Genomic DNA, 20,845 nt, shown 5'->3' with positions numbered 1-20,845 from the left:
GGTACCGCAGCGGTGCGCTATGACAACGCCGGACTCACGGAGACGCTGAGCGTGGCCCTGACCGGGCAGCCCCTGAAAAGTGAGCAACGGCTGCTCCCCGCCGGCGCGCCGGCGCCCGACTGGTCAGCCGCCTCTCCGCCCGGGACGGAGGCGCCGCTGACCGTCAGCGGGACATACGACGCCACCGGCGCCGCGCTGTCGCAGACCAACGCCGCAGGGGTGACCACGCTGACCGCGTATGACGTCAACGGTTCGGTCCGTGAGACCCGTGTGCGTTATACACCGAAGCCCGGCACGCCGTCTGAAGAGGTTGTGACGCTGAGGGATATCCTGTACCGCGCCGACGGCGTGGTGCTGTCACAGACGGCCGGCAACGGTATCACCGAAGAATACGAATACGACGCCCGCACGCAGTACCTGACCCGACACTCGGTCCGGCGTCCGGCGAGTCACCCGGCCGGCGCGCTGCTAATCAGCGACCTGCACTACGGTTATGACCCGGCGGGCAATATTCTGACGCTGGAAGATAAGGGGACCGACCCGGCGTGGCACAACAATCAGCAGGCCACGGGGCTGCGGAAGTACGGGTACGACACGCTGTCCCGCCTGGTCTCCGCCACCGGGCGGGAACGGGTGATGCGCGCACAGCGCCGGGGCCCTCTGCCCCGGGAGCATATTGACCCGTCGGCGGGCGGAGAGTGGAGCCCGTACGAAGAGACATATCAGTACGACGACGGGGATAACCGGATAAAGCAGACACACACCGGGGTGAGCGGCTGGACACAGGTCACGGCGGTGTCGTCGCGAAGCAACCGGGGTGTGGCGCAGGAGAGCGGGCAGCCACCGTCTGCGGACCCGCACGGGGCGTACCTGGCGGGCGGGCTGAGGAAAGCGCTGGACGACGGGCGGTTACTGGCCTGGCTCGCGGACGGCCAGCTGAGCCGCGTGACGCCCGTAAGCCGGGAGGCGGATGAGCAGGATGATGCAGAGAGCTACCGCTACGCGGACCCCGGCACGCGGGTGCGCAAGGTCAGGGTGACAAAAGTTGCGGGCGGGACACAAACGTCAGTCACCACGTACGCCGGCGGGTGTGAAACGCGCAGTCGCGTGCTGGGAAGCCGCGTGCAGCTGGATATCCGCGTGACGGAGGCCGGCGGGGTGAGGGTTATCCACGACGGGCTGAAGGAGGAAGTGCACCTGCGCTACGGCTTTGCGGACCACCTGGGGAGCGTGAGCGGGGAGACAGACAGCGACGGTCATGTGACCGCGCGGGAAGAGTATTACCCGTACGGGGGCAGCGCGGGGGCGGACGAGGAGGCAGAAGAAACAACAGACCGCACCCGGCGCTACAGCGGGAAGGAGCGGGATGCGACGGGGCTGCTGTACTACGGCTGGCGCTATTATCAGGCAGAGAGCGGCCGCTGGCTCTCCGCGGACCCGGGCGGGCTGATTGACGGCGGCAATCTGTTCCGGTTCTGCAGAAATAATCCGGTAATCTTTTATGATCGAAACGGCGAGATGTCAGAAAATGCGACATATATTGTTGCGGCTATCGTGCTTGTGGTGACGGTAGCGATGATAACTGTCAGGTTTCAGCGCCAGATTCGGGGAAAAAAACAGTTGCAGAAAGAAAAAGATTTTAATCGCCAGCTGAATAACTGGAGCACCAGTAAATCTGAACAACATGGTAAGACTGGTGATGAAAAAAACAAAATAAAAAATTTTATTCATGAAATATATGAGCGGGATTATCGCCAAACAAAAATACGTCCGGTATTTGGTGCGGAAATTGCTCCCGATGGTAACTACTATGGCTATTTGGTTCCAGAAGGAAAAGTTAATGATGTGAAAGGATATCTTGACAGTGACGCCCCGGGAACATTACTTCATGAAAACAAGATCCCTTACATAAGAATTGGAACCAGGAGAGAGGGAGGCAGTGAATCATCACCCTCCCATATTGACAATGCAGAATTTCAGAATCCTGTGCAAGTGAAACAGAAAAAAGCTTTGAAGGAAAAAATTGAATTATCAAATGAACCGCTGAGTCAATCCGTTGCCCCAAAGAGCCATACTCGGAGCTATGAAATAGTAAATAAAGATAATTTTCTGGAACAGCATCAACTACCAAATCAAAAAGACATGAAAATACTCATCAGCACTATAGATAAATTAGCAGACGGGAAAGGGAAATTGCATAAGTTAACAATTCATGATGAAGATAATCAATCATTTTGGTCAGCCGATTTACCGGGTTTTCATGGCCAAAAAGGCAGGGGCGCAATGAGGCTTTTGTATACCCTAAAGGGTAATAAAGTTACATTAAGTAGAATAGGCAACACCCATTAAACCCTAAATTTATATTTCGGTGCCAGCACGCCGATATGGTTAAAGCGCTCTGAGCCAATGTTGCAGTTTCTGTCTGTTCACGAAGCCTTGATGGTTAGGAGAGGCTTTGTTGAATAAATCAGATTTGGGGTAAACATACCTATAGCTGTTTGCTGCTGTCAGGCAATACGCACGCTTTCTGGCATCCCTGTCTTTGTTATTTTGTTCAGCGCACGCACCATGGCCAAAGCCTCTGCAACCTGGGCATCATAGTCCCGTAGCGTCAGTGAACCTCCGAACAGTTGCTTTACTCTGTACATCGCCGTTTCTGCTATCGATCGACGATTATAATCTGTTGCCCATTTCCACCGTGCATTGCTCCCGCTCAGACGCTGGTTCGCTACTGCACGATTACGATCTGCGTACTCACCGGGCCAGTAATCTGCCCCTTTTCGGGGTGGGATAAGAGCGCTGATTTTCTTACGCCGCAGTTCATCGTGACATAGCCGGGTGTCGTAAGCCCCGTCTGCTGCCGCTGCCTTGATTTTTCTGTGAGTTTGCCGGATTAGACCCGGGAAGGCTTCTGAGTCCGTTACGTTGTTCAGTGACAGGTCTGCGCAGATGATTTCATGTGTTTTGCCATCAACAGCCAGATGCAGCTTTCGCCAGATACGACGGCGCTCTTTGCCGTGTTTTTTGACTTTCCATTCGCCTTCACCAAAGACCTTCAGTCCGGTGGAATCAATCACCAGATGCGCGATTTCACCCCGGGTGGGTGTTTTGAAGCTGACATTAACCGACTTTGCCCGTTTGCTGACACTGGTGTAATCCGGGCAGCGCAACGGAACGTCCATTAGGGTAAAAATGGAGTCAATAAAACCCTGAGCAGCCCGCAGGGTCAGCCGGAATACGTGTTTAATCACCAGGGCAGTAGTGATGGCAAGGTCAGAATAACGCCGAGGTCTTCCCCGGGATAAAGGCGTTGCTGGCTCATACCAGGCCTGAATAGCCTCATCATCCAACCAAAAGGTGACGGAGCCACGATTGATGAGGGCTTTGTTGTAGGTGGGCCAGTTGGTGATTTTGAACTTTTGCTTTGCCATGGAACGGTCTGTGTTGTCGGGCAGATGCGTGATCTGATCTTTCAACTCAGCAAAAGTTCGATTTATTCAACAAAGCCTGTATTGATTAATAAATTAATGGCCATTTTAAATAACCTATTAACGGCGTTTACTGTTCTGTTACTCCCCAAACCCCAGCCTTGAGTACGGGATAAGTCTTTATCCGATTGGAGGATGGGAAGTTTTGGCTCTCAGATGGCGACCAAGTGTACGGTGAAGTTGATCGCATAATGTAGAGTAAGCACAGCCGCATCTTGTGGAATTTAGCTATAAATATCATATAAATGAGTGATTTTTTTATAAATTAAAACGTGTAAAAAATCATGTTCTATACTGAAGGTGGTGTCGTTTTTACAATGCCATGAAGAAAGAAATACTGCATTCGATAATAATCAACATTATGAGGTGATTCTATGTTTATACAAGGTGAAAAAAAAAGAAGATTGGATACCAAAAGATGAAAGCGTTTCCTATATTGTTACATCCAAAGGAAATTACATTAGTTCTGGTACCCCTTCAGAAAAATATCGATTACAGAGAGGTGATATTTTGACTATATCTCCGGATGGTAAGGTTTCAATTGACTCTCAATCTCTAGGCATACTAAATGGTGGCTCAGTGAACGACATCCCTGGAGTTACGCAGATTAGTTTTTCTGGTGCTGCACTTAATAGCGAAAGTTGGACAATTTATTTATATTCCCCTTCAGTTAAAAACTCAAACATCTCGGGTGCGTCTAATGTTGAGTCCAGAGGAGCTGGAGGCTTCAAAGGTGATAAGGTCCAAAGTGGGGCTGTTATATCAAGATTGTATTGAATATTTTTATTTGGAAGTAATTCCCCCCTGTAATTACTTCCAATAAACCAACCAACGATAAGTTAAAATAAAACGTCGTCAATTCCTAATTAAAACAAATAATCAACAGTATTTATCTTCGTAAAAATCACACCAACACTTTAAATAACATGCAAAGAAACCAATAAATAAACTTCAATGAATGCCTAATAACAAAGCCTAGCATAGGATAAATTCAATTTTTCAAACGGCACCAATTTACCATAACATCCGTTCCAGGCACCGCCGAAGCGCCCTCTGCGCGTTTTCGCCGCCTGAGCCGCAAAACCCCGCACTTTCCCGCCCGGAAACGCGCAGAACGGCGCAGATAACTTCTGCCCGGATGAATAACCATGCACGCCGGTGCATGCTTTCAGAATTGAGCGCCGGCAGAGCGCGTACCGGATAATGGCTACGTGAATTTTAGCGAAGCCTGCACGGCAATAACGAATTACATCACAGGATATTACAGCCAGCTCAGACCCCATCAATATAATGGTGGCTTGACGCCGAATGAATCAGAACGATTGTTCTGGAAAAACTCTAAAGCTGTGGCCAGTTTTTGTTGACCACTACAATGCTGCCCACATGGGGATTAGTGTTCTGATGCAGTATACTTTCGCCTGATTAGGGAGGACGTCATGGTTATCAGTGAGAAAGACCTGCTTGAGGCAGGTTTCAGCAAGAGTGAAGTGGACAATTTACAGGGCCGACTTTCAGCAGGCGGAGGCACCATACAAGACCTCATCGATGCGCTTTCACGGCGCTTCCGGGTGTCGATATGGATCACTTTCGCGCTGGTTCTGGTTATGCTGGTCACCCTCATTGCCGGCAGCCGGACACACATTCTTTCCGGGGGCATGAGTTCCCTTGTAGTCCTGATCATTGCCTGGGTGACCTTTCCACCTGCGCTTGGCTGGAAAGCATTCCGCCTGCAGAAGACTATGTCCCGGAAGGCTCGATAGTCAGTAAATCAAGCGCCACTTTGGCTTTAACCCCCCATCCCGCAATTTTCAGCGCCATCGCGGGACGGGGCGTGCCGGATACTTTCCTGAAGAAATCGGGCCTGGTCCAGTACCACAGCCGTTGTGCTTCTGGTTTAAGCCTCAGGCCATAAGCGCCGTAGACTTCGCTGAAGAGAGTGACAGCCTTAAAGGTCCCCAGACCCTGCTGCCGGCTGAAGCCCATAAATTCAGCGAACTCCATCGATCCGTCAGCAAATATCCCCTCCGTTTGTTTATCACCAAGGAGATTGCGCGCGGCTTCCCGTGAAATCGTGTTGAAGCCATTTACGACAATCACCGCGCCGGCCACAACACCCACCGGCGTCACCGAGGACATCATGACGATCCCACCAAAGATGGCCGCCCCGGCCACCACGACGTCGACCGCTGAAATGATGTAACCCACAATTTTGTTCTCGTCCCGGACAACCTTCACCTCGGCATAAAGTTTTGCATAGCCGGTTTTGAGCGAACGGGACTGTTCGAGCAGACTGGTGTTCTCTGCGCGTAATGCCTGCAGGCAGGCCAAACAGTCATCATCCGTTTTTGCCCGACGCGCGGCCTCAAACTGGGCCATGATGAATGCCCTGATCTCATCCACAAACTGAATTCGAGTAAAACCATCCTGAAGATGCATAGCCGCTACCGTGTTGGCCGTATCAACCAGTTTCCTGGCCTCCAGGTCGATCATGGTTTCCGCCCAGGCTCGGGGATTCTGGCCGGGTAAAAGCAACGTGTCCATTTTATCGCCTCGTTTATCTTTTTCTGAAAGCATATTCCCGAAACGATTTTTGACAACAAAAAATGGGTACGCTGTCCAGCAGAACTTACTGATGCCGCATCGCGGCATAAAGGCGCCAGCTAGAGCTGAATGTGGCTTTGATGGTTAGTGGCGCCGTAGCCCGGCGCAGCCGGATGATCGATAGAGGATCGCTATCATCCCCCCCCTTCTCTGCAAAGCCATAACCCGCTAATCGCGATGTAGAAGCATCTCTGCGCCGTCGGAGTGGTCACGACAAGGCGTAGCCGCAGTCGGGGCGTATCTCCGCGTTAGCGGGCCGTCAGGTCCGCTTACGGGCGTATACTCAAAACCTCCAGCGACACTACTCACAGCCACTCAGAATTCTAGTTACAACATCCATCATTAAAAGCGACGGTGTTCCGGGCCTTCGGCCCGGGCGCGGCCGCTTTTCAGTGGTGAGTCCCGGCTCTGGTGTTGCCGCTGTGCACGGTGAGGTAATCAAAGTCTTTTGTATGTTGTAACTACAGGCATCAGAGATGCCCGACGCGTAGCGGAGGGTGCTACTTCTGGTTTTTCGAACCGGCGCGGACGTTAGTCCGCTGCAAGGGCGGGCATTATTACGTTGTGCACAGATTTCTCAGGGACAGATAACTGCCCTGATTTATTTTCAGGGGATTAATAAAAGGGGGTTAAGACTGTATTGCGGGTTTCCTGATATACGTTTGTTGATTCTGACCATTATCTGTTTGCGGATTTTTGTGGATATCGTGGCGGCCGGAGAGAAAATGCGACGGCTGAGTAGGATTATGCGGCCGGATATGGCCAGAACTGACGTCAGGGCGGCGCTCGGGGATGAAAATCGCGAACCGGAACCAGCGCCAGAAGCCCCGAAAGGGGCTGGCGAAAGAAATCAGTTATCGGTTGTCGCTAGTGAGGCGGCGGGGCCGTCAGCGAGAGCTGGAGCTGATACAGGTGATCGACGGCCAGCTTCTGCAGGCGGTCGTCAGAACACCAGTAGAGTTCATCTGCCGGCAGGGTTTTGCGCAGGAATTCCGCCATCTCGTGAATCTGCTGGTCTTTGGGCAGTCTGGCCAGTCTGTTGGCGCGCTTGCGCGCTGCGCCCTTCTTCCGGCGATATCTGAGTGCTTCAAGCGTGCGCTGCGCGTACCAGCGCTTTCTCGCCGCATGCACTGAAATCTCCTCATCCTCACGGATAATGCCGTCCCGGATAAGCGCACATCGCTCCTCACACTCCCTGAGTTTGCGGGCCTGCTGCTCAATCAGCTTGTCCATGTCCACACCCAGGAGCTGCCAGCCCGTAAGAGTGATCCACACATATTTAGGCAGGCGCTTACGGGACTCTTTGTCCCAGGAAGTCTGTTCTGAAACACCAAGCACGCCGAAGCGTACTTGCTCGGCAATAAGATTTGAAAGGCGTGATACGGTGACTTCCGTGCCGGCAATGACATTCCCTTTTGCATCCTTTGGGCTGAGTTCTCTGGCCAGCCTGGAGATGCACATTCCGACCGTGTGCTTGCCTGCATCACAGAAGCTAATGAGCACCGGCCAAAGCGCATCGAGCAGACGCTGTTTTTCAGGCCTGAAGGCGTATTTTCGACCTGCCTGCCGCCGCTTCTGGACATAAAACGGATGAAGGGACATATGCATACGCAGGCTGTATTCGCCGGTTTCAGGGTCCTTACGGACAAGACTGTTATAGGCGCGGCCCAGCTGGCCACCGAGCGCCTTATAGCGGGCAGGACGGAACCAGAGAGGATTTTCGCATTTGGGTTTAGTGGAGTGCTCACCGCGACGGCGACGAGTGCGCTTCTTCTCGGGAGAAACAAGAAAAGAATTAGCATAGCCACCATCAACGCCCTGCCAGAAACGGATTTGGTCTTCCGTATCCAGCTGGCTCCAGTGTTGCGGGTTGTGCTTTTCAGTCACCCCATCCCGCGCTTATGTTGCGCAGGAGGAGCGAGAAGCACAGAAGGTATTGCAGTTTTCTGAGCATAAAACTATACTCCCTGCATAGAGCAACAGCTTCTATACAGTTTAAGTAGGCCCCGTTAATCTCCTGACCCGCCAAGATTAGAGAGATTATCGGGGTTTTTGCTTTTCTGGTTCCGGGTAGACACCTCATCAGAACCAGTTCCCTGCCACTTACGGCGTGGCCAGCCAAATAATTCTGTCAAACGATCAGTAATCTAGCACTACGTATCCTAGCAAACAAGAATGTCAGCCCATAACGCCAGTTCACTCGGCTTTATCAACTAAACGACTAAACAGTTCTGCTTGGCTGAGGCCACTCTCAGCACACATTTCCTGAAATTTACTCTTGAGCTCATTGGGCACAAGGATCTTGATTTCTTTGTGCGTTTCACGCTTACGGGCAACAAAACTTTGTTGCCGCTCTGAAGCACTCAGCGGGTGACCTTTACGGTACGTTCGTTTTCCATTCGATGAGGAATTAACTGCATTTTCGGCTTGTGACATCGCTGCCTCCTCAAGGATCAAACTTGGATCGTTTGCAGAGAATACTACAGATATCTGAAATCAGCGACTTAACTTTACGCGTAAGTGTGAGCCATGTTGGCGCATGGTTCACCAGGATAGATGTAGATTGCGGATCAAATGACGATGCGACTTAGTATGAAGAATGCCAGTCCGTTCCTCCGTCCCAGCGCGACTGCCAGTGCTGAAGGTAGGTTTGTGCCACTTCCGGCACCTCATTAATAACCAGCACATTCTCGCTATTCCGCGATGCAGCAGAGCGAGTGTAGTTAAAGCTACCAGCCTCAACGGTATGATTATCAACAATAATGACTTTGTCATGCATGATGACGTAGCGACCGTTGGTGCGCAGCGGAATTCCCGCGTTTACCACGATGTTCATCGCCGCCTGGCTGGCTTTGCTCCGGTTACCCTTTTCATCGAGCACTATTCTTACGTCCACACCACGGCGTTTTGCCCTGACAAGCGCACTAACCACCTCCGGAGACGTAAATGAGTAGCCCATCAGCCGAATTTCGTGCTGTGCTGACTCAATAGTCTTAAGGACCAGCTGCAACGCGCTGCCTTCAGGTGAAAAGCCGACCTGAACGGAGGGAGCAGCTGCTGCGGGCTGAATACAGCTCAGCGAAAGGCATACCAGACCGGACATGGCCAGCTGGCGAAAGGTGAACTTACGCATTAAATAACCTCAGAAATACTGTTCGGATGTGTTAACCAGAAACGCCGGAGACGGGGAAAACTTGCTTTTACCCTTCTCCGGGGTTGGACAACTGAGCACGGCGAAGGCGTCAGTCTCTTTTAGCGGTATCAGGTGGCGGACTCCTGATTATTTTTTGGTATCGCCGGCAGCATGACTGATGGCCTGCTGCAGGGCCTCCGCGCTGGTGTATCCAGGGATAACCGTCACGTTATCAGCGCTGGCACCAGTTGACGGGAGAACCACCAGGGCTGGCGTACCGCTGAAGCCCAGCTGCTGCGCAAGTGTGTTTATGCCATCCAGGGTCCCCTGAACATCTGGGGCTGTCTTCGCATCGAACTTCACGGCTTTTGCGGCCGCGCTGATATCAGCATCGGTCAGCTTACCCTCGTTGTGGCCGGTGGCGTAAATCGCGTTGTGATAGTTAAGGTAAGCATCGGCCCCCTTCTGCTTCCAGACCTGGAGCCCGGTTTTCGCCGCGCTGAGCGACGCCGGCCAGCGCTGGCCAAATATCGGGAATTCCTTGAACACAAAGCGCACGTCCGGGTTCGCTTTTATTACCTTCTCCAGCTCCGGCGCCAGGCGGGCACAATAGATGCACTGGTAATCGAAAAACTCGACGACAGTGACTTTTGCGTCGGCCGGCCCATATGACGGCGTGCCTTTATCGTTCAGCAGCGCCGCCTGATTCTGAACCACGGCGGCCGTCATCGCCTGCTGCTGCTTCTCCTGCTGTTGGGCCTGCAGCTTCTGGCTGACCTCAACCAGCACCTCCGGATGGGCCAGCAGGTAGTCTTTCGCGATTTCACCAATGCGGGCTTCCTGCTCCGGGGTAAAGGCAGCGGCAGGTTTCTCTGCTGCCCCCGCCACGCCGGAGACCAGAAGGCCTGCGGCAAGCATGACTGAAAGGGTTTTATTCATATTCATCCTGTGTTTTTCTCTTCTCTGTTGTTATCAGTTCGTTCCGTGCACAGACGCGGATACATCCCTGGCCGCCCTGCGCTGTCGTTTAGCGTGCTCCAGAGCCCTGCGCTCCACGGCATAAGCCGCCTCCTCCGCACTCACCGGTGCGACCGGTTCACCGGCAAGATTTTTACGCCACGCGCCCACCGTCATGGCGCCCAGATACGCATCCGAGCGGGTCACTGCGGCAAGGCAGCGCTTCAGCGTCTTCACGGAAACCTCCAGCCCGCGCCGGCGAATGTCATTCACCATCGCCTCCCGGATGTTGACCGCCAGGAGCTGCGGCTGGCCGTCCGTCACCAGGGCCGGCCAGCAACGCTCCAGGAGCGCGAGCGCGTCCGCAAGCGGCATGACCTTCCGGTACACCGGTTCCGGGGCAGGCTTGCGCCTGGCCGCCCGCATGGCCTCCCGCTCCTGTGCCTGTCGCTCAGCCCACTGCCGGGCTTTCTCTGCTTTTCTGGCGGCCTTCTCGTCCGCCTGCGCCTTTTTCGCGCTCTCATCCACCGCCTGCTTCCTGACCTTCCAGGCAGGCGTCGTGTTCACCACCACGGTCTTTTTACGCGTGACCCGGCCCGGCCCCGCACCGTCCGGTTCACTGTTGTTAACGGCACGCTGACCTTCTGGCTCCGCTTTGCGGCGCAGCGTCAGCGTGGGGCGCCCCTGCTCTTTCATCCTGCCTCCGGATAAATCTGTTTCACGTGTATTCCCCTGAGTGACCTTATTCTGACACGGCAGATATCACATCACCATCAGTCCGATGACGGCCAGGTGCACCGCGTAGAACAGCGGGAAAAATTCGCGTGGCCAGAACCGCGGCACGCGGTAACAGGTCCGGCTCAGCACCGTCAGGGTAACGCCGGGTATTACCAGACCCGCAATGGCAAAGGCGGCGCTGTCCGCGGCATTCAGCGCGAGTATGGCCAGCGCCAGACACAGCGCCAGTCCCGTGCGCGTGGTGCGCCGGGCCGTCATACAGACGCCGCAAGCCAGCATCAGCATGACTACCCCCGCCAGCCCGTAGCTTCCCGCCGAAAACGGCATCCAGACCAGAACCAGCATCAGGGACAGCGGCCACGCGCGCGGCCCGTGCTGCTGCATCAGCGCCAGCGCCTGTCCACTAACCGCAAAGGCAAACAGGATATTGCCCAGGTCCGGGCGAAGCCCGGCCAGTATCCAGCCACCCTGCGCCACACCCGCCCATATCCAGAGCCGGTTCAGGGCGCGCTGCTGAATCTGCGGATGGCGGGCGAGGTTCATGGCCCAGACCAGGCCAAAGAGCGGAAACGCTCCCCGACCAGCAAGACGCAGCCAGTCATTATCCAGTCCGCACAGCATGCTGATGTGGTCGGCCACCATCAGCAGCAGCGCCACGGTCTTGATAAGGTCGGTCTGCCCCGGCGTCCACACAAGCAGACGCTGCAGCCAGCAGTCGGCCACCACCACAAGAGGGAACAGCGGATGGTTTTCAGCGCGCATATCAGTCGCCTCCCAGGGTCTTTTCACGTTCAGGGACGCGGACCACCTCACGCTCCATATGCTGCAGGCGGTCCCGCTGCACGTTCTCACGCACCACCTGAGACACCGCCTCATCCCGGCGGCGTTCTTCCGGCGCATCCGGCAGCGTGAGGGGAGATGCCGGCGTTTCTTTTATCCGCGCCATATCCCGCACCACATCCCGGACGGCGACGTCAGCCCCTCCGGCCGGCCTGTCGCCGCTGCGGGCCATCTCGCGGACCGCCTCTTCAGCACGCTTTTCCAGCTCCCGCTGCACCTCAGCCTCCCGGGCGTGCTGTGCCAGCACCTCCGGCGGAACCGTTTCTGCGGGCTGCGTACCGGTGCCGTCGGGCAGGCCGTCGGCCCAGACCCGGCCGCCGGTAATGGCGCCGGGGTTCCACGGTCGCGCCTCGCCTTCGAGCCGCACCACCACGCCGCTCTGCGGATTCTCCCTCGCGAGCCGCACGCCCTCTTCCATATCCCGCGCCAGCAGCGACTCGCCGTTACGGCTGGCCTGCAGACCCGCAAACGCCGCGTCCCCGCTGCCCATCAGCCGACCTTCACCGCCGAGCCCCTTAAGCTGTCCGTCTCCGGACGTCAGGGCACTCAGCCAGACGCCCGCCTGCCTGCCGTTGCGGTCGAAGGCCGGGAGCGCCACGTGCGGCTGCGGGTATTTCCGCCCCGGCGAGATAAATTTCGCCATTGAGCCCTCAGGCTGCAGCCCGGCCTGGCGCAGCGCGGCGCGACCGGCAGGCACCTCACCCAGTGCTTTTGCCGTCGCCGTCAGGCGGGCGGCATTCGCGACGGCGCGGTCGCCGCGCGGCTCCAGAATGTCATGCGCCGTACTTTTCGCCTGCGATTTTTCCATCGCGGCCACCCACTTATCCCGGTTGTCGGTATAGACCTGCGCGTGCTGCTTCATGCGGCTCAGCGCCACGTAGGCTGACTCGAAGCTCACCATCCGCTTACGTCCGCCGTCCGTACCCTGCAGGGAGATGGAGAAGGGTTCGCTCGCCCCCTGTGAGCCTTCAACGGTAACGGCATAGGCCAGGTCGATGTGCTGCTCTGCCTGCTCGGCTGACGGCGTGAGCGTACGGGTCTGTTTCCCGTCCGACAGCGTGACGCTGTCACCTTTTATCTCACTGACCGACCAGACGCTGTTGGCCACGAAGCCCCGCTCGTTGTCGCTTTTCGAAAAGCGCATCCGGTCGCCTTCCGACACGGCAATCGTGTCCTGACGGTAGAGCGTGACGCCCTCTGTCGCCGCCTGCGCGGGCGACAGGTTGCGGGTGTTACCCTGCGCATCCTTCAGCGTCACCAGGTGAGCGTCCCCGTCCAGCGCCTCAATGCTGTAATACGTGCTGTCCAGCAGGACCAGGCTGTCGCGGGACGCCTCCCACGTTGCCATGCGCCTCAGCTCCCCGTCGCGGATATTGGCTGGCGTAAGGACCGGCAGCGTGACCTCTTTTTCGCCCACCTCACCGGCACCCTGACGGGCGTCATGAATCATCGCATTCACCTGGCGGCGGTCGGCGTTCAGGGCGGTGATAACGATGGTCTGCGCCTGCGCCTCTGACGTGCGCCCCGTGTAGTCCTTCACGATGGCCTCCAGCAGCGTCGCGGGCTGCCCGCCGGGCATCAGGTCGCCGGCCGCCACGGCTTTCGCAATGGCCTCCTCCCGTTCGCGGCTGAACTCCATGACGGAGCTGTCCGGCTGCCAGGCATCCGCCCTGCGCGGCACCTGTGCCGGCGCCACGCTCTCAATGGTCGTCAGGGCGCTGCCGATATCGCGGCTAATCAGGCTGTAGACGGCAGGTTTTAGTTCCGGCGTCTGGCGGACAATCTCCTGCATCACCGCCACGTCAATGGCGCTGCGCTTCTGCAGCAGGCGGAAGGGCTGGCCCGGGGCAATGGACTGCAGCTGGTCGGTATCCCCGCTGGAGACCGCGCGCCCCCCGCCCCCGGCAATCAGGCTGTACGCCTTCGCCATGTCGGCGTTACCGACCATTGAGCTTTCATCCACGAGAAACAGGACGTTGCTGAAGTCCGGTCGTTCGCCGCCGCGCAGCTGCTGCTGCGTGTCGTGAATAAAGGCCGCCAGCGTCTGCGTTTCGGGTACGCCCGCGTCGCGCATCTCGCTCACCGCCCGGTGGGTGGGGGCCACGCCGATAACCCGCGGCTGCGCCCGTTCCGGCAGCGTGCCGATGGCCGACATGACCGCCCGGAACTGGGTGGTCTTACCCACCCCCGCGTAGCCTTGTACCAGGGTAAAGCGGTCGGGAGATTCCAGTATCATGCGCGTGGCGTTCCGCTGCCCGTCGGTCAGGCCCGCCAGCTGCGCGTCCGGAACATTATCCATCAGCGGGGTGACGGCCTCCTTTCCCTCAAGGACGTGGCGGAGGATACTTTTCTCCGCATTGTACGACTGGCGTGAGACCAGCAGCTGCAGGCCGTTTCCAGGCGATACCGGCACCGACAGCAGGGCGCCGCTGCGTATCTGCCGGTCCGCCTCCTTTTCGATGACCTGCAGGCTGAGGCTGTCCTGCTCAAATTCTTTCGCGGCGGCCATCAGCTGCGGCTTCGTGAACGCCAGGCCGTTCCCCTCCAGCACCGGAATGGCCAGGTGGATGGCCTGCTGCTCCGGCGTGTGCAGCCCGGCCTTCTGGTGCGCCAGGGCATCATCGAGCCTGTCATGCCCCGCCGCATCCTTAATCTGTTCAGACACGACGCTCCAGGCAGACTGACGCGACAGCTTCTCCGTCGTTTTCTGCGCCGTCTGCGCGGAATAGAGCTGCACCGCCCTGCCGCTGAGCGCCAGTTTGTTCAGCGTGGTGTTATCCAGCTCGCGCTGCGACAGCGAGGCAAAGACCGTGGCGCTGTCGCTCACCGAGCGGCCCGGCGACTCCACCCAGCCCTGCCCCACCTTCGCGGCGGTAAACGGGCTGTCGCCGGCGGGCAGGACCACGTCAGCCTTACGCCCCGGCAGGCTGACGACGAGCCCCGCCTCCCCGAGCGCCTTAACGGTCACCGTATCGCCTCCCCTGAGCCGCGTCCCCTGCGCCTGACCCAGCACTGCCAGACGGTCGCCTTCGGCCACCTGCAGCGTGCCGGTGCGGTACAGCGACCAGCTGCTGTTGAGTTCAGACAGGCGGGTCACCCGCGTCTCACCCTGGGCGTTGCGCAGCGTCAGGCTGTTGTTGCGGCCCGTCACGCGGTCAATGACAAAGCGTTCCCGGCTGCGTGCTTCGGCATTCCAGCGCTCCATGACCATCCCCTCCCGGTAGTGGTCGCGCACCTGCTGATGGCGGCTGTCGAGCCAGACCGGCTCCAGCGTGGTGATACTGACCTCCCGCTCGCCCAGCACCTTTTCCGCCTTAAGCGCCTCGCGGACAGCGCCTGCCAGCACCGCCTGCTCGCGCGGGCCGGAGACCTGCGCCACGCTGTGTTCACCTGCGCGGACGCTTCGGGCAAAGTCAGCGGCCAGGCGGTCATACCGCTGCCGCCGGTCAGGCTCGCTGATAACCGAGACCTGCGTCTTCTCACCGCCCTGCCACACGATCGTGCTCACTCCCGCTTCCTTCATGACGGTGAGGGCGCTGCCGGTCCCGGTGCGCTGGCCGCTGTCGGCTATCAGCAGCTGGACGTTATGGCGCAGCGCGCCGTCGAGCAGCGTGAGCGTTTCTTTCAGGGTCAGCTTCTCCCCCTGGTCCACAATCAGCGTGCTGCCGGGCGTAAAGGCCATGCCCTCCGTCAGCCCCCGCCTGTCGGTGATATGCTCGCCGCTGAGGCGCTCATCCTGCATAAGGGCGCTGCGCGAACGCCTGTCGGCGGCGATAATCTGCACGTCACGCCCCTGCTCGCGCGCCATCATCGTCAGTTCCGCCACGCGCTCACGCTGACCGGCCGCCCCGCCCTGACCCGAAATGATCGCCACGGGCGGACGGTCCTGGGCCAGAACGCTCACGGCATCGCTGTATGACCGGCTGCGGGGCACGCTTTTATCCGGAAAAATATCAGCCTGCCCCGTCCGCTGTAAATCGCGGGTCATCGCCGACACCGACAGCTCGTCCAGCACGTGGATGTTCGAGGTAAACAGCCCCTTCTCTTTATCCAGCGGGATGAGCTGCTCATTTTTTATCGCCGCATCGATGCCGTCACGCGCCATCTCCACCATGCCCGACCGCGCGGGCAGCTGCCCGAGGGTGGTGGCCAGCAGTTCGGAATACGTGAACCGCGCCCGCCGGTCGCTCAGCATCGCGATGGCCTGCCCGACGCTGCTGTTAATATCAATGGCTTCAGGCGTCGTTGCGGGAATATTCCCCTGCACAACCCGCAGGTCTGCCGCCTCACGGTAGGCTTTAATGTCAAACCCCGTCTCTTTCAGGGTCTGCATCCACTCGGCCATGCGCTGTTCGGGGTCAACCTTCTGCTTCGACTGGCGGGTATCGAGCGCCGCCACGTCGCGGGACTTCAGGGACGCGTCATCCCCGACCGCCTCGCTGATGGTCCTGCTGCGGCTGGAATACGGCTCCGTCGGTACGCCCTTCAGCTCCCACATGCCGTGTTTGCCAACCGTCTCAGTCTCATAGCCCATCGCCGCGACGTCATCCTTCAGCGCGGCACGATACAGGCGGCCAAAGGCAATCTGGTTGGCGTAGATATTCTCAATAAACCCGGTTTTACCCACTTTGTCGCTGCTGAGCGTTCGCCACTCATCGCCATGCTGAGTGGCATTGGCCACCACCGCGTGGGTGTGCAGCTGCGGCTCCTGGTCGCGGCTGGTATCGTGGTTAAACAGCGCCATCACCAGGTTGCCGGTCAGCTGCGTCTCGCTCCTGCCCTCCGTCATAACCCGCGTGGAGGCCATTGCCTCTATCTGCTTAATGGCGGTCTCCACCGCGCGGTTGTGTGCCTCAATAAGACGCTTGTCGCCTCCCAGCATGGCCATCACGGAGACACTTTTGGGCGCAGAGAAGGTGAAGTCGTAGCCCGGACGGTGTTTGTTCGCCCCGTCCTGAGTCCGGCTGAGGTCGCTGCCGTCCGGCAGGCGTCCCTCCAGAACCTTCGTAAAGACCTTCTGGTCCACCCCGCCGCTGAGCCCCAGCGCTTCAGCCCCTTTTCCGGCCCAGCGCTCGCCCATACTGCCGATAACGTAGTAGTTGTCCTTGTCGGTGTAATAATTGCCCGCACTGCCGGCGGATTTTACCGATCCGATGCTCATCATCAGATGTATCCTCCCGGCTCAAGATCTTTTTCAGGCGCCCGGTGAACGTTGATGTTCACTTCTTCACGACGCTGCCTCTCCTGAGGAGACAGTTCGTCCTGCTCCGCCTGCCACGCCTCCCATGCCGCCATATCCACCACCTCACCGCTTTCACTGATGCCAGGCGGCAGCTGTTCAGCCTCTTCCGCCTTTGTCTTCAGCTCAGGCTCCACGCCGCCAGTGCCTGCGGCACCCGCTACGGATGCCGTAGCGGATGCGGTGTCTGCAGCGCGGGGCGCTGGCGTCAGTTGCTGTGGCTGCTGTGGCTGCTGTGGCTGCTGTGGCTGCTGTGGCTGCTGTGGCTGCTGTGGCTGCTGTGGCTGCTGTGGCTGCTGTGGCTGCTGTGGCTGACCAGCATTCTCCGCACCGCCCTCTGGCGCGACAACATCGGCATCCGGTTCAAAGAGCATGGCGATGCTGCGGGATTCATGTTCACGTGCAGCCAGCGCGGCATTCAGGCGTTCCTCCGCTTTCCCGTCGATGGTGCGCGGAATGAATTCCGGTGCCACCTTTGGACGCTGCTGATACTTCAGCGCCATTTTCACGGCAGGATAAGGTCCGGGAAGCGTGACGTAGCAGGAGAGATCCGGCAACGTCTGGACGTCGGAGTAACTCACCAGGGTGACGCGCTCCATGTCCTTGCCGACCGAGGTACCGTCGCGTACCGGGTCCACACCGTAGGAATACTGCTCGGACGCCTTGAGGATTTCTTTTTCACCGATTTCGCCAGCGGCGAACTCGGCGATATTGCGCGACGGAGAGCGGAAGAAGGCACGGGTGTTCAGCACGTCGAACAGCGTTTCCGCCGGCTTCTGCCCGTAAATATCTTCCAGCTGGGCGTAGGACTGAATGCCAATGACGTAGCAGCCGCCAAACTTACGCGCCTCCGGCAGGATCTCAACCAGGTCCGGCAGCTTGTGCAGGGTCGGCAGCTCGTCGGCGAAGATCCACACGCGGCGGTTACGGTTTTCACCCATCGCCAGCAGCCCGCGAATGGCGATGGACAACCACATGGAGATAACCGGCTTGAGGGAAGCGTGGGTGTCAGCATTGGAGGAGATAAAGAGCCAGCCGTTTTTACCATCCTCACGAACGCCGCGCATCCAGTCGCGTATGGTGAATGACTCGCCGTTATTTTCGATGCCCTGCAGGTAGCGGATGGCCTTGACGTAGTTGGTCAGCACGGCGCGGATGGAGATGGCCGTTTTCTCGATTTTCTCTTCCACCAGGTTCGCCGCCGGGGAGTTTTTCAGGTACGAGCGCAGCTTCTCAATCTTGATGGAAAGCAGCGTGTCGACCAGCTTGCTGTAGCTGCGGTCCTTGTCGTTGCGCATCAGATAAGCGGCTTCGGCAAAGATGGTACGTCCCGACCCCTGCCAGAAGGGGTCTTCCTTCGTGCCCATAGGAATAAGCGTGTTGGAAACGTTGTCGAAGTCAGGCTGCGTCAGGCACTCCCGCCACAGGTCCCATGCAGCGCAGCGCGCATCCAGCGGGTTAAGGATTTTATCTGTGGCCGGATCATAGTAGCTTTTGACGAACTCACAGGAGCGGTCATACACGATGACCATATCGCCACGCTGGCGGGCGTAGTTCATCAGACGGCGGATAACTTCTGATTTACCGGCCCCGACGGTACCGTGCAGACAGAAGTTCTGGATCTCCGAGTCCTTAATAAGCGGCAGCTCACCGATTTTGATGTCGGATGCGAGACCGTCGCGCCTGAGCATTTTCGCCACCGCTCTCGGGTCATCAGTCAGCTGGCGCCCTCCCGTTATCTCGTCCTCACTCTGATGCTTACCCTGATGGCCCAGAATCCAGGTGGTGACAAAGAAGGTAATAACGCACACCACGGCCGCGATGATGGCGGCAAGAATAAAGGCCGTCCAGACCTGGTCGGCGCACCACTGGATATATTTGTCCTGCAGTATTTGCTGCGCGTTGTACTTCAGCTCATGGCCGTAATAACGGATGGTATAGACAGGCTGGGATTTGAAAATATCGCGCATGGGGGCCAGCGTCTGACACCAGTAATAAACCATGCCGTTCACGAACGTCTGCCAGGTCAGTTTAACCGACAGCGTAATCGCGACAATTATGCCGAAGAGAATGACGAGACAGTACACGATGATATTGGCGATCTGACTGAACATACGGATGCGCATGCTCGCGATCTGACCGCCCTGGGTCATATCCTTTGCATTAAAACTCATGATGTATGGGTCCGGTATAAATGGGGTTTAGACGGTTATGATAAGGCTACATTCAGGAACGGCTACTTACTGGCCTGGCAAATAAGAGGTCACTTACGAAAAAATATCCACAGCAGTATTAACAGAACTGAAAATGGAACAGCAAATAAAGCATTCGGATAATCACTTTCGATACTCACTACTAATGCAAATACTGACATATTAATTTCTTTATTCACCGGCCCTGCCGGCAACCCTTCCCGGCAGCACAAAGGATTTGCGCCACCGCTCAGCGTTTTTCTTATATCAACAGAGAATGAGGAGAACAGATGCTATTCGGACTGAGTGATCCAGAGAAAAGGGCGGAAGAAACCGCCCCTGGTATTAATTAAAGAATGTTCGCGATAGATTTAGCCAGCTGATCTTCAAGCACAGGCTGGGCTTCGGGGAATTTCAGATTAACCTTGTTCGCATTTGATACCACACGGGTCTGATATTTATGCTGGTTCCCCTGCTCGGTGCTGGTCTGAATTTTGGCGCCGGAGGTTCCCTGGCGAAGGGCGGCGATGTTGTCCGTGGTCACGGTCGCTTTGGTACGCTCGGCAATCTGCACATCCGTGATCATGGTGTAGTTGATGTCTTCGACCATCGCATCAGCGGCCATGCCAACAAGGCCGGCAGCAAGTCCTACGCCCAGAGTGGCTCCGGCAGAGCTGGAATTATAGGCGGTAATACCGGCACCCAGCGCGGCCCCTGCCGCTGCACCTTCGTAGCCACGGCTGAGCCAGCTTTGTGACTCACGAAGGTCCATTTTGTCGGCCTTAAGTACGTTCGCCTGAATCCAGTAGTAGGCTTTATCCGGCGAGGTCACGACCTGGTAGCCTTTGGCTTTAACAGCTTCGGTAATTTTAGACTGGAGACCGCTCATGTCTTTATCAGACGTGTTTTTGATCTGCAGGAAAACGGTACGCTCGCTTGATGGTTCAAGCCAGACCGTTTCGCTCATCTGCGTTTTGACCTCGAGGTTACGTTTCTTAATTGCTGTGCTCATCGCACCACACCCTGAAAGGGCCAGCGTGGAACTGACCAGAGCCACCATCATCATCTTTTTCATTAACGTTATTTCCTTTGTTTATTATATCCATTCATAGCTTGGCGATTGCCCATAATCTAAAATAATTAAGGGTATCTAACTGTCCGAGCGTCTGTATGATTCAGATGAACACCCATAAAAATTACCAGAAGTATCAACTAGCCCGCACATTGGCAATCCTGTAGCTGGATTCAATCCAGCTCCCGCAGAATCGTGTAGTCCTGATTCATAAGGAAATGGATCACTTTGAAACGCACGGTCAAAATAAAACTGATCTTTTAGAGATTCATCTCCAACAGTTACACCACTTATTACACAGACCCTGTAGATCGAGAGCCCGAAAAATATAAATAGGGCCAACACAGGGAAGCTGATCGCGGGGACAGAAAGAACCATGTACATTACTGGCGATACATCTTTCTGGCTATACAAACACTTCTGCTTGCGAACTCGATAATTAATATATGCAAATATACCCTGCCACATAATCAACAACGCTAGTATCAGGAGCATGACGGATGTTGCCCACCCTGCAAGCGAGCAGGCGATATACTGTATAAGCAGAACCCACATAATTCGCATCAGCTCTTTCATATCCGATAA

Annotated in this window: 16 protein-coding genes and 1 pseudogene; 4 read left to right on the top strand and 13 right to left on the bottom strand. The window is 56.9% G+C overall.

What is annotated here, in order from left to right; genetic code table 11:
• Window positions 1–2,349 (top strand): RHS repeat domain-containing protein (locus ACTJJI_RS24995; protein ID WP_440656015.1); only part of this gene is annotated, 2,349 nt, incomplete at its 5' end.
• A gap of 158 nt (window positions 2,350–2,507) precedes the next feature.
• Here ACTJJI_RS24995 and ACTJJI_RS24990 read toward each other — a convergent pair.
• Window positions 2,508–3,431 carry an IS5 family transposase gene (locus tag ACTJJI_RS24990; protein ID WP_440656024.1) on the bottom strand — a complete coding sequence of 308 codons (924 nt, stop codon included), beginning with the start codon at window positions 3,429–3,431 and terminating at the stop codon, window positions 2,508–2,510.
• 360 nt (window positions 3,432–3,791) lie between these two features.
• Between ACTJJI_RS24990 and ACTJJI_RS24985 the strand changes: the two genes are divergently transcribed.
• The 3 genes and pseudogenes from ACTJJI_RS24985 (at window position 3,792) to ACTJJI_RS24975 (ending at window position 5,248) form a co-directional block, all read left to right on the top strand.
• Entirely contained in the window at window positions 3,792–4,265 is a 474-nt protein-coding gene (locus ACTJJI_RS24985; protein WP_440656013.1) for a hypothetical protein, read from the top strand.
• 410 nt (window positions 4,266–4,675) lie between these two features.
• Window positions 4,676–4,852, top strand: a pseudogene (locus ACTJJI_RS24980) (IS3 family transposase); the annotation flags it as partial.
• A 72-nt stretch (window positions 4,853–4,924) separates the two neighbouring features.
• A complete protein-coding gene (locus ACTJJI_RS24975; protein ID WP_440656011.1) occupies window positions 4,925–5,248 on the top strand; it encodes a hypothetical protein in 324 nt (107 codons plus the stop codon).
• Here ACTJJI_RS24975 and ACTJJI_RS24970 read toward each other — a convergent pair.
• From ACTJJI_RS24970 to ACTJJI_RS24915, 12 genes are all read right to left on the bottom strand, one after another.
• Window positions 5,226–6,029 (bottom strand): DUF4225 domain-containing protein, encoded by an 804-nt coding sequence (locus ACTJJI_RS24970; protein WP_440656009.1) that lies wholly within the window; start codon window positions 6,027–6,029, stop codon window positions 5,226–5,228. The two genes, ACTJJI_RS24975 and ACTJJI_RS24970, sit on opposite strands and share 23 nt — an antisense overlap.
• A gap of 927 nt (window positions 6,030–6,956) precedes the next feature.
• Window positions 6,957–7,976, bottom strand: a complete 1,020-nt coding sequence (repA, locus tag ACTJJI_RS24965; RefSeq protein WP_440656007.1) for a plasmid replication initiator RepA — start codon at window positions 7,974–7,976, stop codon at window positions 6,957–6,959.
• Window positions 7,969–8,043, bottom strand: a complete 75-nt coding sequence (gene tap / locus ACTJJI_RS24960; protein WP_440656022.1) for a RepA leader peptide Tap — start codon at window positions 8,041–8,043, stop codon at window positions 7,969–7,971. Before tap ends, repA (ACTJJI_RS24965) begins: the two co-directional genes overlap by 8 nt.
• Before the next feature lie 242 nt (window positions 8,044–8,285).
• On the bottom strand, window positions 8,286–8,525 hold the full coding sequence (repA, locus tag ACTJJI_RS24955; RefSeq protein WP_440656005.1) for a replication regulatory protein RepA: 240 nt from the start codon (window positions 8,523–8,525) through the stop codon (window positions 8,286–8,288).
• Window positions 8,526–8,676: 151 nt separating this feature from the next.
• Window positions 8,677–9,222: a phospholipase D family protein gene (locus tag ACTJJI_RS24950; protein WP_440656003.1), complete on the bottom strand. Its 546-nt coding sequence runs from the start codon at window positions 9,220–9,222 to the stop codon at window positions 8,677–8,679.
• Window positions 9,223–9,369: 147 nt separating this feature from the next.
• The gene (locus tag ACTJJI_RS24945) at window positions 9,370–10,161 is read right to left on the bottom strand and encodes a DsbA family protein (protein ID WP_440656001.1); all 792 of its coding nucleotides are present in this window, start codon (window positions 10,159–10,161) and stop codon (window positions 9,370–9,372) included.
• A 33-nt stretch (window positions 10,162–10,194) separates the two neighbouring features.
• Window positions 10,195–10,875, bottom strand: coding sequence for a fertility inhibition protein FinO (locus ACTJJI_RS24940; RefSeq protein ID WP_440655999.1), 681 nt, complete (start codon window positions 10,873–10,875; stop codon window positions 10,195–10,197).
• A 66-nt stretch (window positions 10,876–10,941) separates the two neighbouring features.
• A complete protein-coding gene (gene traX, locus ACTJJI_RS24935; protein ID WP_436910387.1) occupies window positions 10,942–11,679 on the bottom strand; it encodes a type-F conjugative transfer system pilin acetylase TraX in 738 nt (245 codons plus the stop codon).
• 1 nt (window position 11,680) lies between these two features.
• A complete protein-coding gene (gene traI, locus ACTJJI_RS24930; protein WP_440655997.1) occupies window positions 11,681–16,921 on the bottom strand; it encodes a conjugative transfer relaxase/helicase TraI in 5,241 nt (1,746 codons plus the stop codon).
• A complete protein-coding gene (traD, locus tag ACTJJI_RS24925) occupies window positions 16,921–19,170 on the bottom strand; it encodes a type IV conjugative transfer system coupling protein TraD (RefSeq protein ID WP_440655995.1) in 2,250 nt (749 codons plus the stop codon). Before traD ends, traI begins: the two co-directional genes overlap by 1 nt.
• A 367-nt stretch (window positions 19,171–19,537) precedes the next feature.
• Window positions 19,538–20,263, bottom strand: a complete 726-nt coding sequence (traT, locus tag ACTJJI_RS24920; RefSeq protein ID WP_060446836.1) for a conjugal transfer complement resistance protein TraT — start codon at window positions 20,261–20,263, stop codon at window positions 19,538–19,540.
• A 75-nt stretch (window positions 20,264–20,338) separates the two neighbouring features.
• The gene (locus ACTJJI_RS24915; protein ID WP_063132060.1) at window positions 20,339–20,836 is read right to left on the bottom strand and encodes a hypothetical protein; all 498 of its coding nucleotides are present in this window, start codon (window positions 20,834–20,836) and stop codon (window positions 20,339–20,341) included.
• Window positions 20,837–20,845: the final 9 nt, after the last annotated feature.

This window comes from Enterobacter sp. 22466 (genome assembly GCF_052044775.1).
In the GTDB taxonomy this organism is placed as follows: Bacteria; Pseudomonadota; Gammaproteobacteria; order Enterobacterales; family Enterobacteriaceae; genus Enterobacter; species Enterobacter dissolvens.
Note: the sequence above shows the minus strand (reverse complement) of the source record. Positions and strands in the feature narration are given on the sequence as shown.

Excerpts from the sequence above, each read along its gene's own strand:
- ACTJJI_RS24990 (WP_440656024.1), bottom strand. The coding sequence starts at position 3,431 with ATGGCAAAGCAAAAGTTCAAAATCACCAACTGGCCCACCTACAACAAA.
- ACTJJI_RS24975 (WP_440656011.1), top strand. The coding sequence starts at position 4,925 with ATGGTTATCAGTGAGAAAGACCTGCTTGAGGCAGGTTTCAGCAAGAGT.
- ACTJJI_RS24970 (WP_440656009.1), bottom strand. The coding sequence starts at position 6,029 with ATGGACACGTTGCTTTTACCCGGCCAGAATCCCCGAGCCTGGGCGGAA.
- repA (WP_440656005.1), bottom strand. The coding sequence starts at position 8,525 with ATGTCACAAGCCGAAAATGCAGTTAATTCCTCATCGAATGGAAAACGA.
- ACTJJI_RS24950 (WP_440656003.1), bottom strand. The coding sequence starts at position 9,222 with ATGCGTAAGTTCACCTTTCGCCAGCTGGCCATGTCCGGTCTGGTATGC.
- ACTJJI_RS24945 (WP_440656001.1), bottom strand. The coding sequence starts at position 10,161 with ATGAATAAAACCCTTTCAGTCATGCTTGCCGCAGGCCTTCTGGTCTCC.
- ACTJJI_RS24940 (WP_440655999.1), bottom strand. The coding sequence starts at position 10,875 with ATGAAAGAGCAGGGGCGCCCCACGCTGACGCTGCGCCGCAAAGCGGAG.
- traX (WP_436910387.1), bottom strand. The coding sequence starts at position 11,679 with ATGCGCGCTGAAAACCATCCGCTGTTCCCTCTTGTGGTGGTGGCCGAC.
- traI (WP_440655997.1), bottom strand. The coding sequence starts at position 16,921 with ATGATGAGCATCGGATCGGTAAAATCCGCCGGCAGTGCGGGCAATTAT.
- traD (WP_440655995.1), bottom strand. The coding sequence starts at position 19,170 with ATGAGTTTTAATGCAAAGGATATGACCCAGGGCGGTCAGATCGCGAGC.
- traT (WP_060446836.1), bottom strand. The coding sequence starts at position 20,263 with ATGAAAAAGATGATGATGGTGGCTCTGGTCAGTTCCACGCTGGCCCTT.
- ACTJJI_RS24915 (WP_063132060.1), bottom strand. The coding sequence starts at position 20,836 with ATGAAAGAGCTGATGCGAATTATGTGGGTTCTGCTTATACAGTATATC.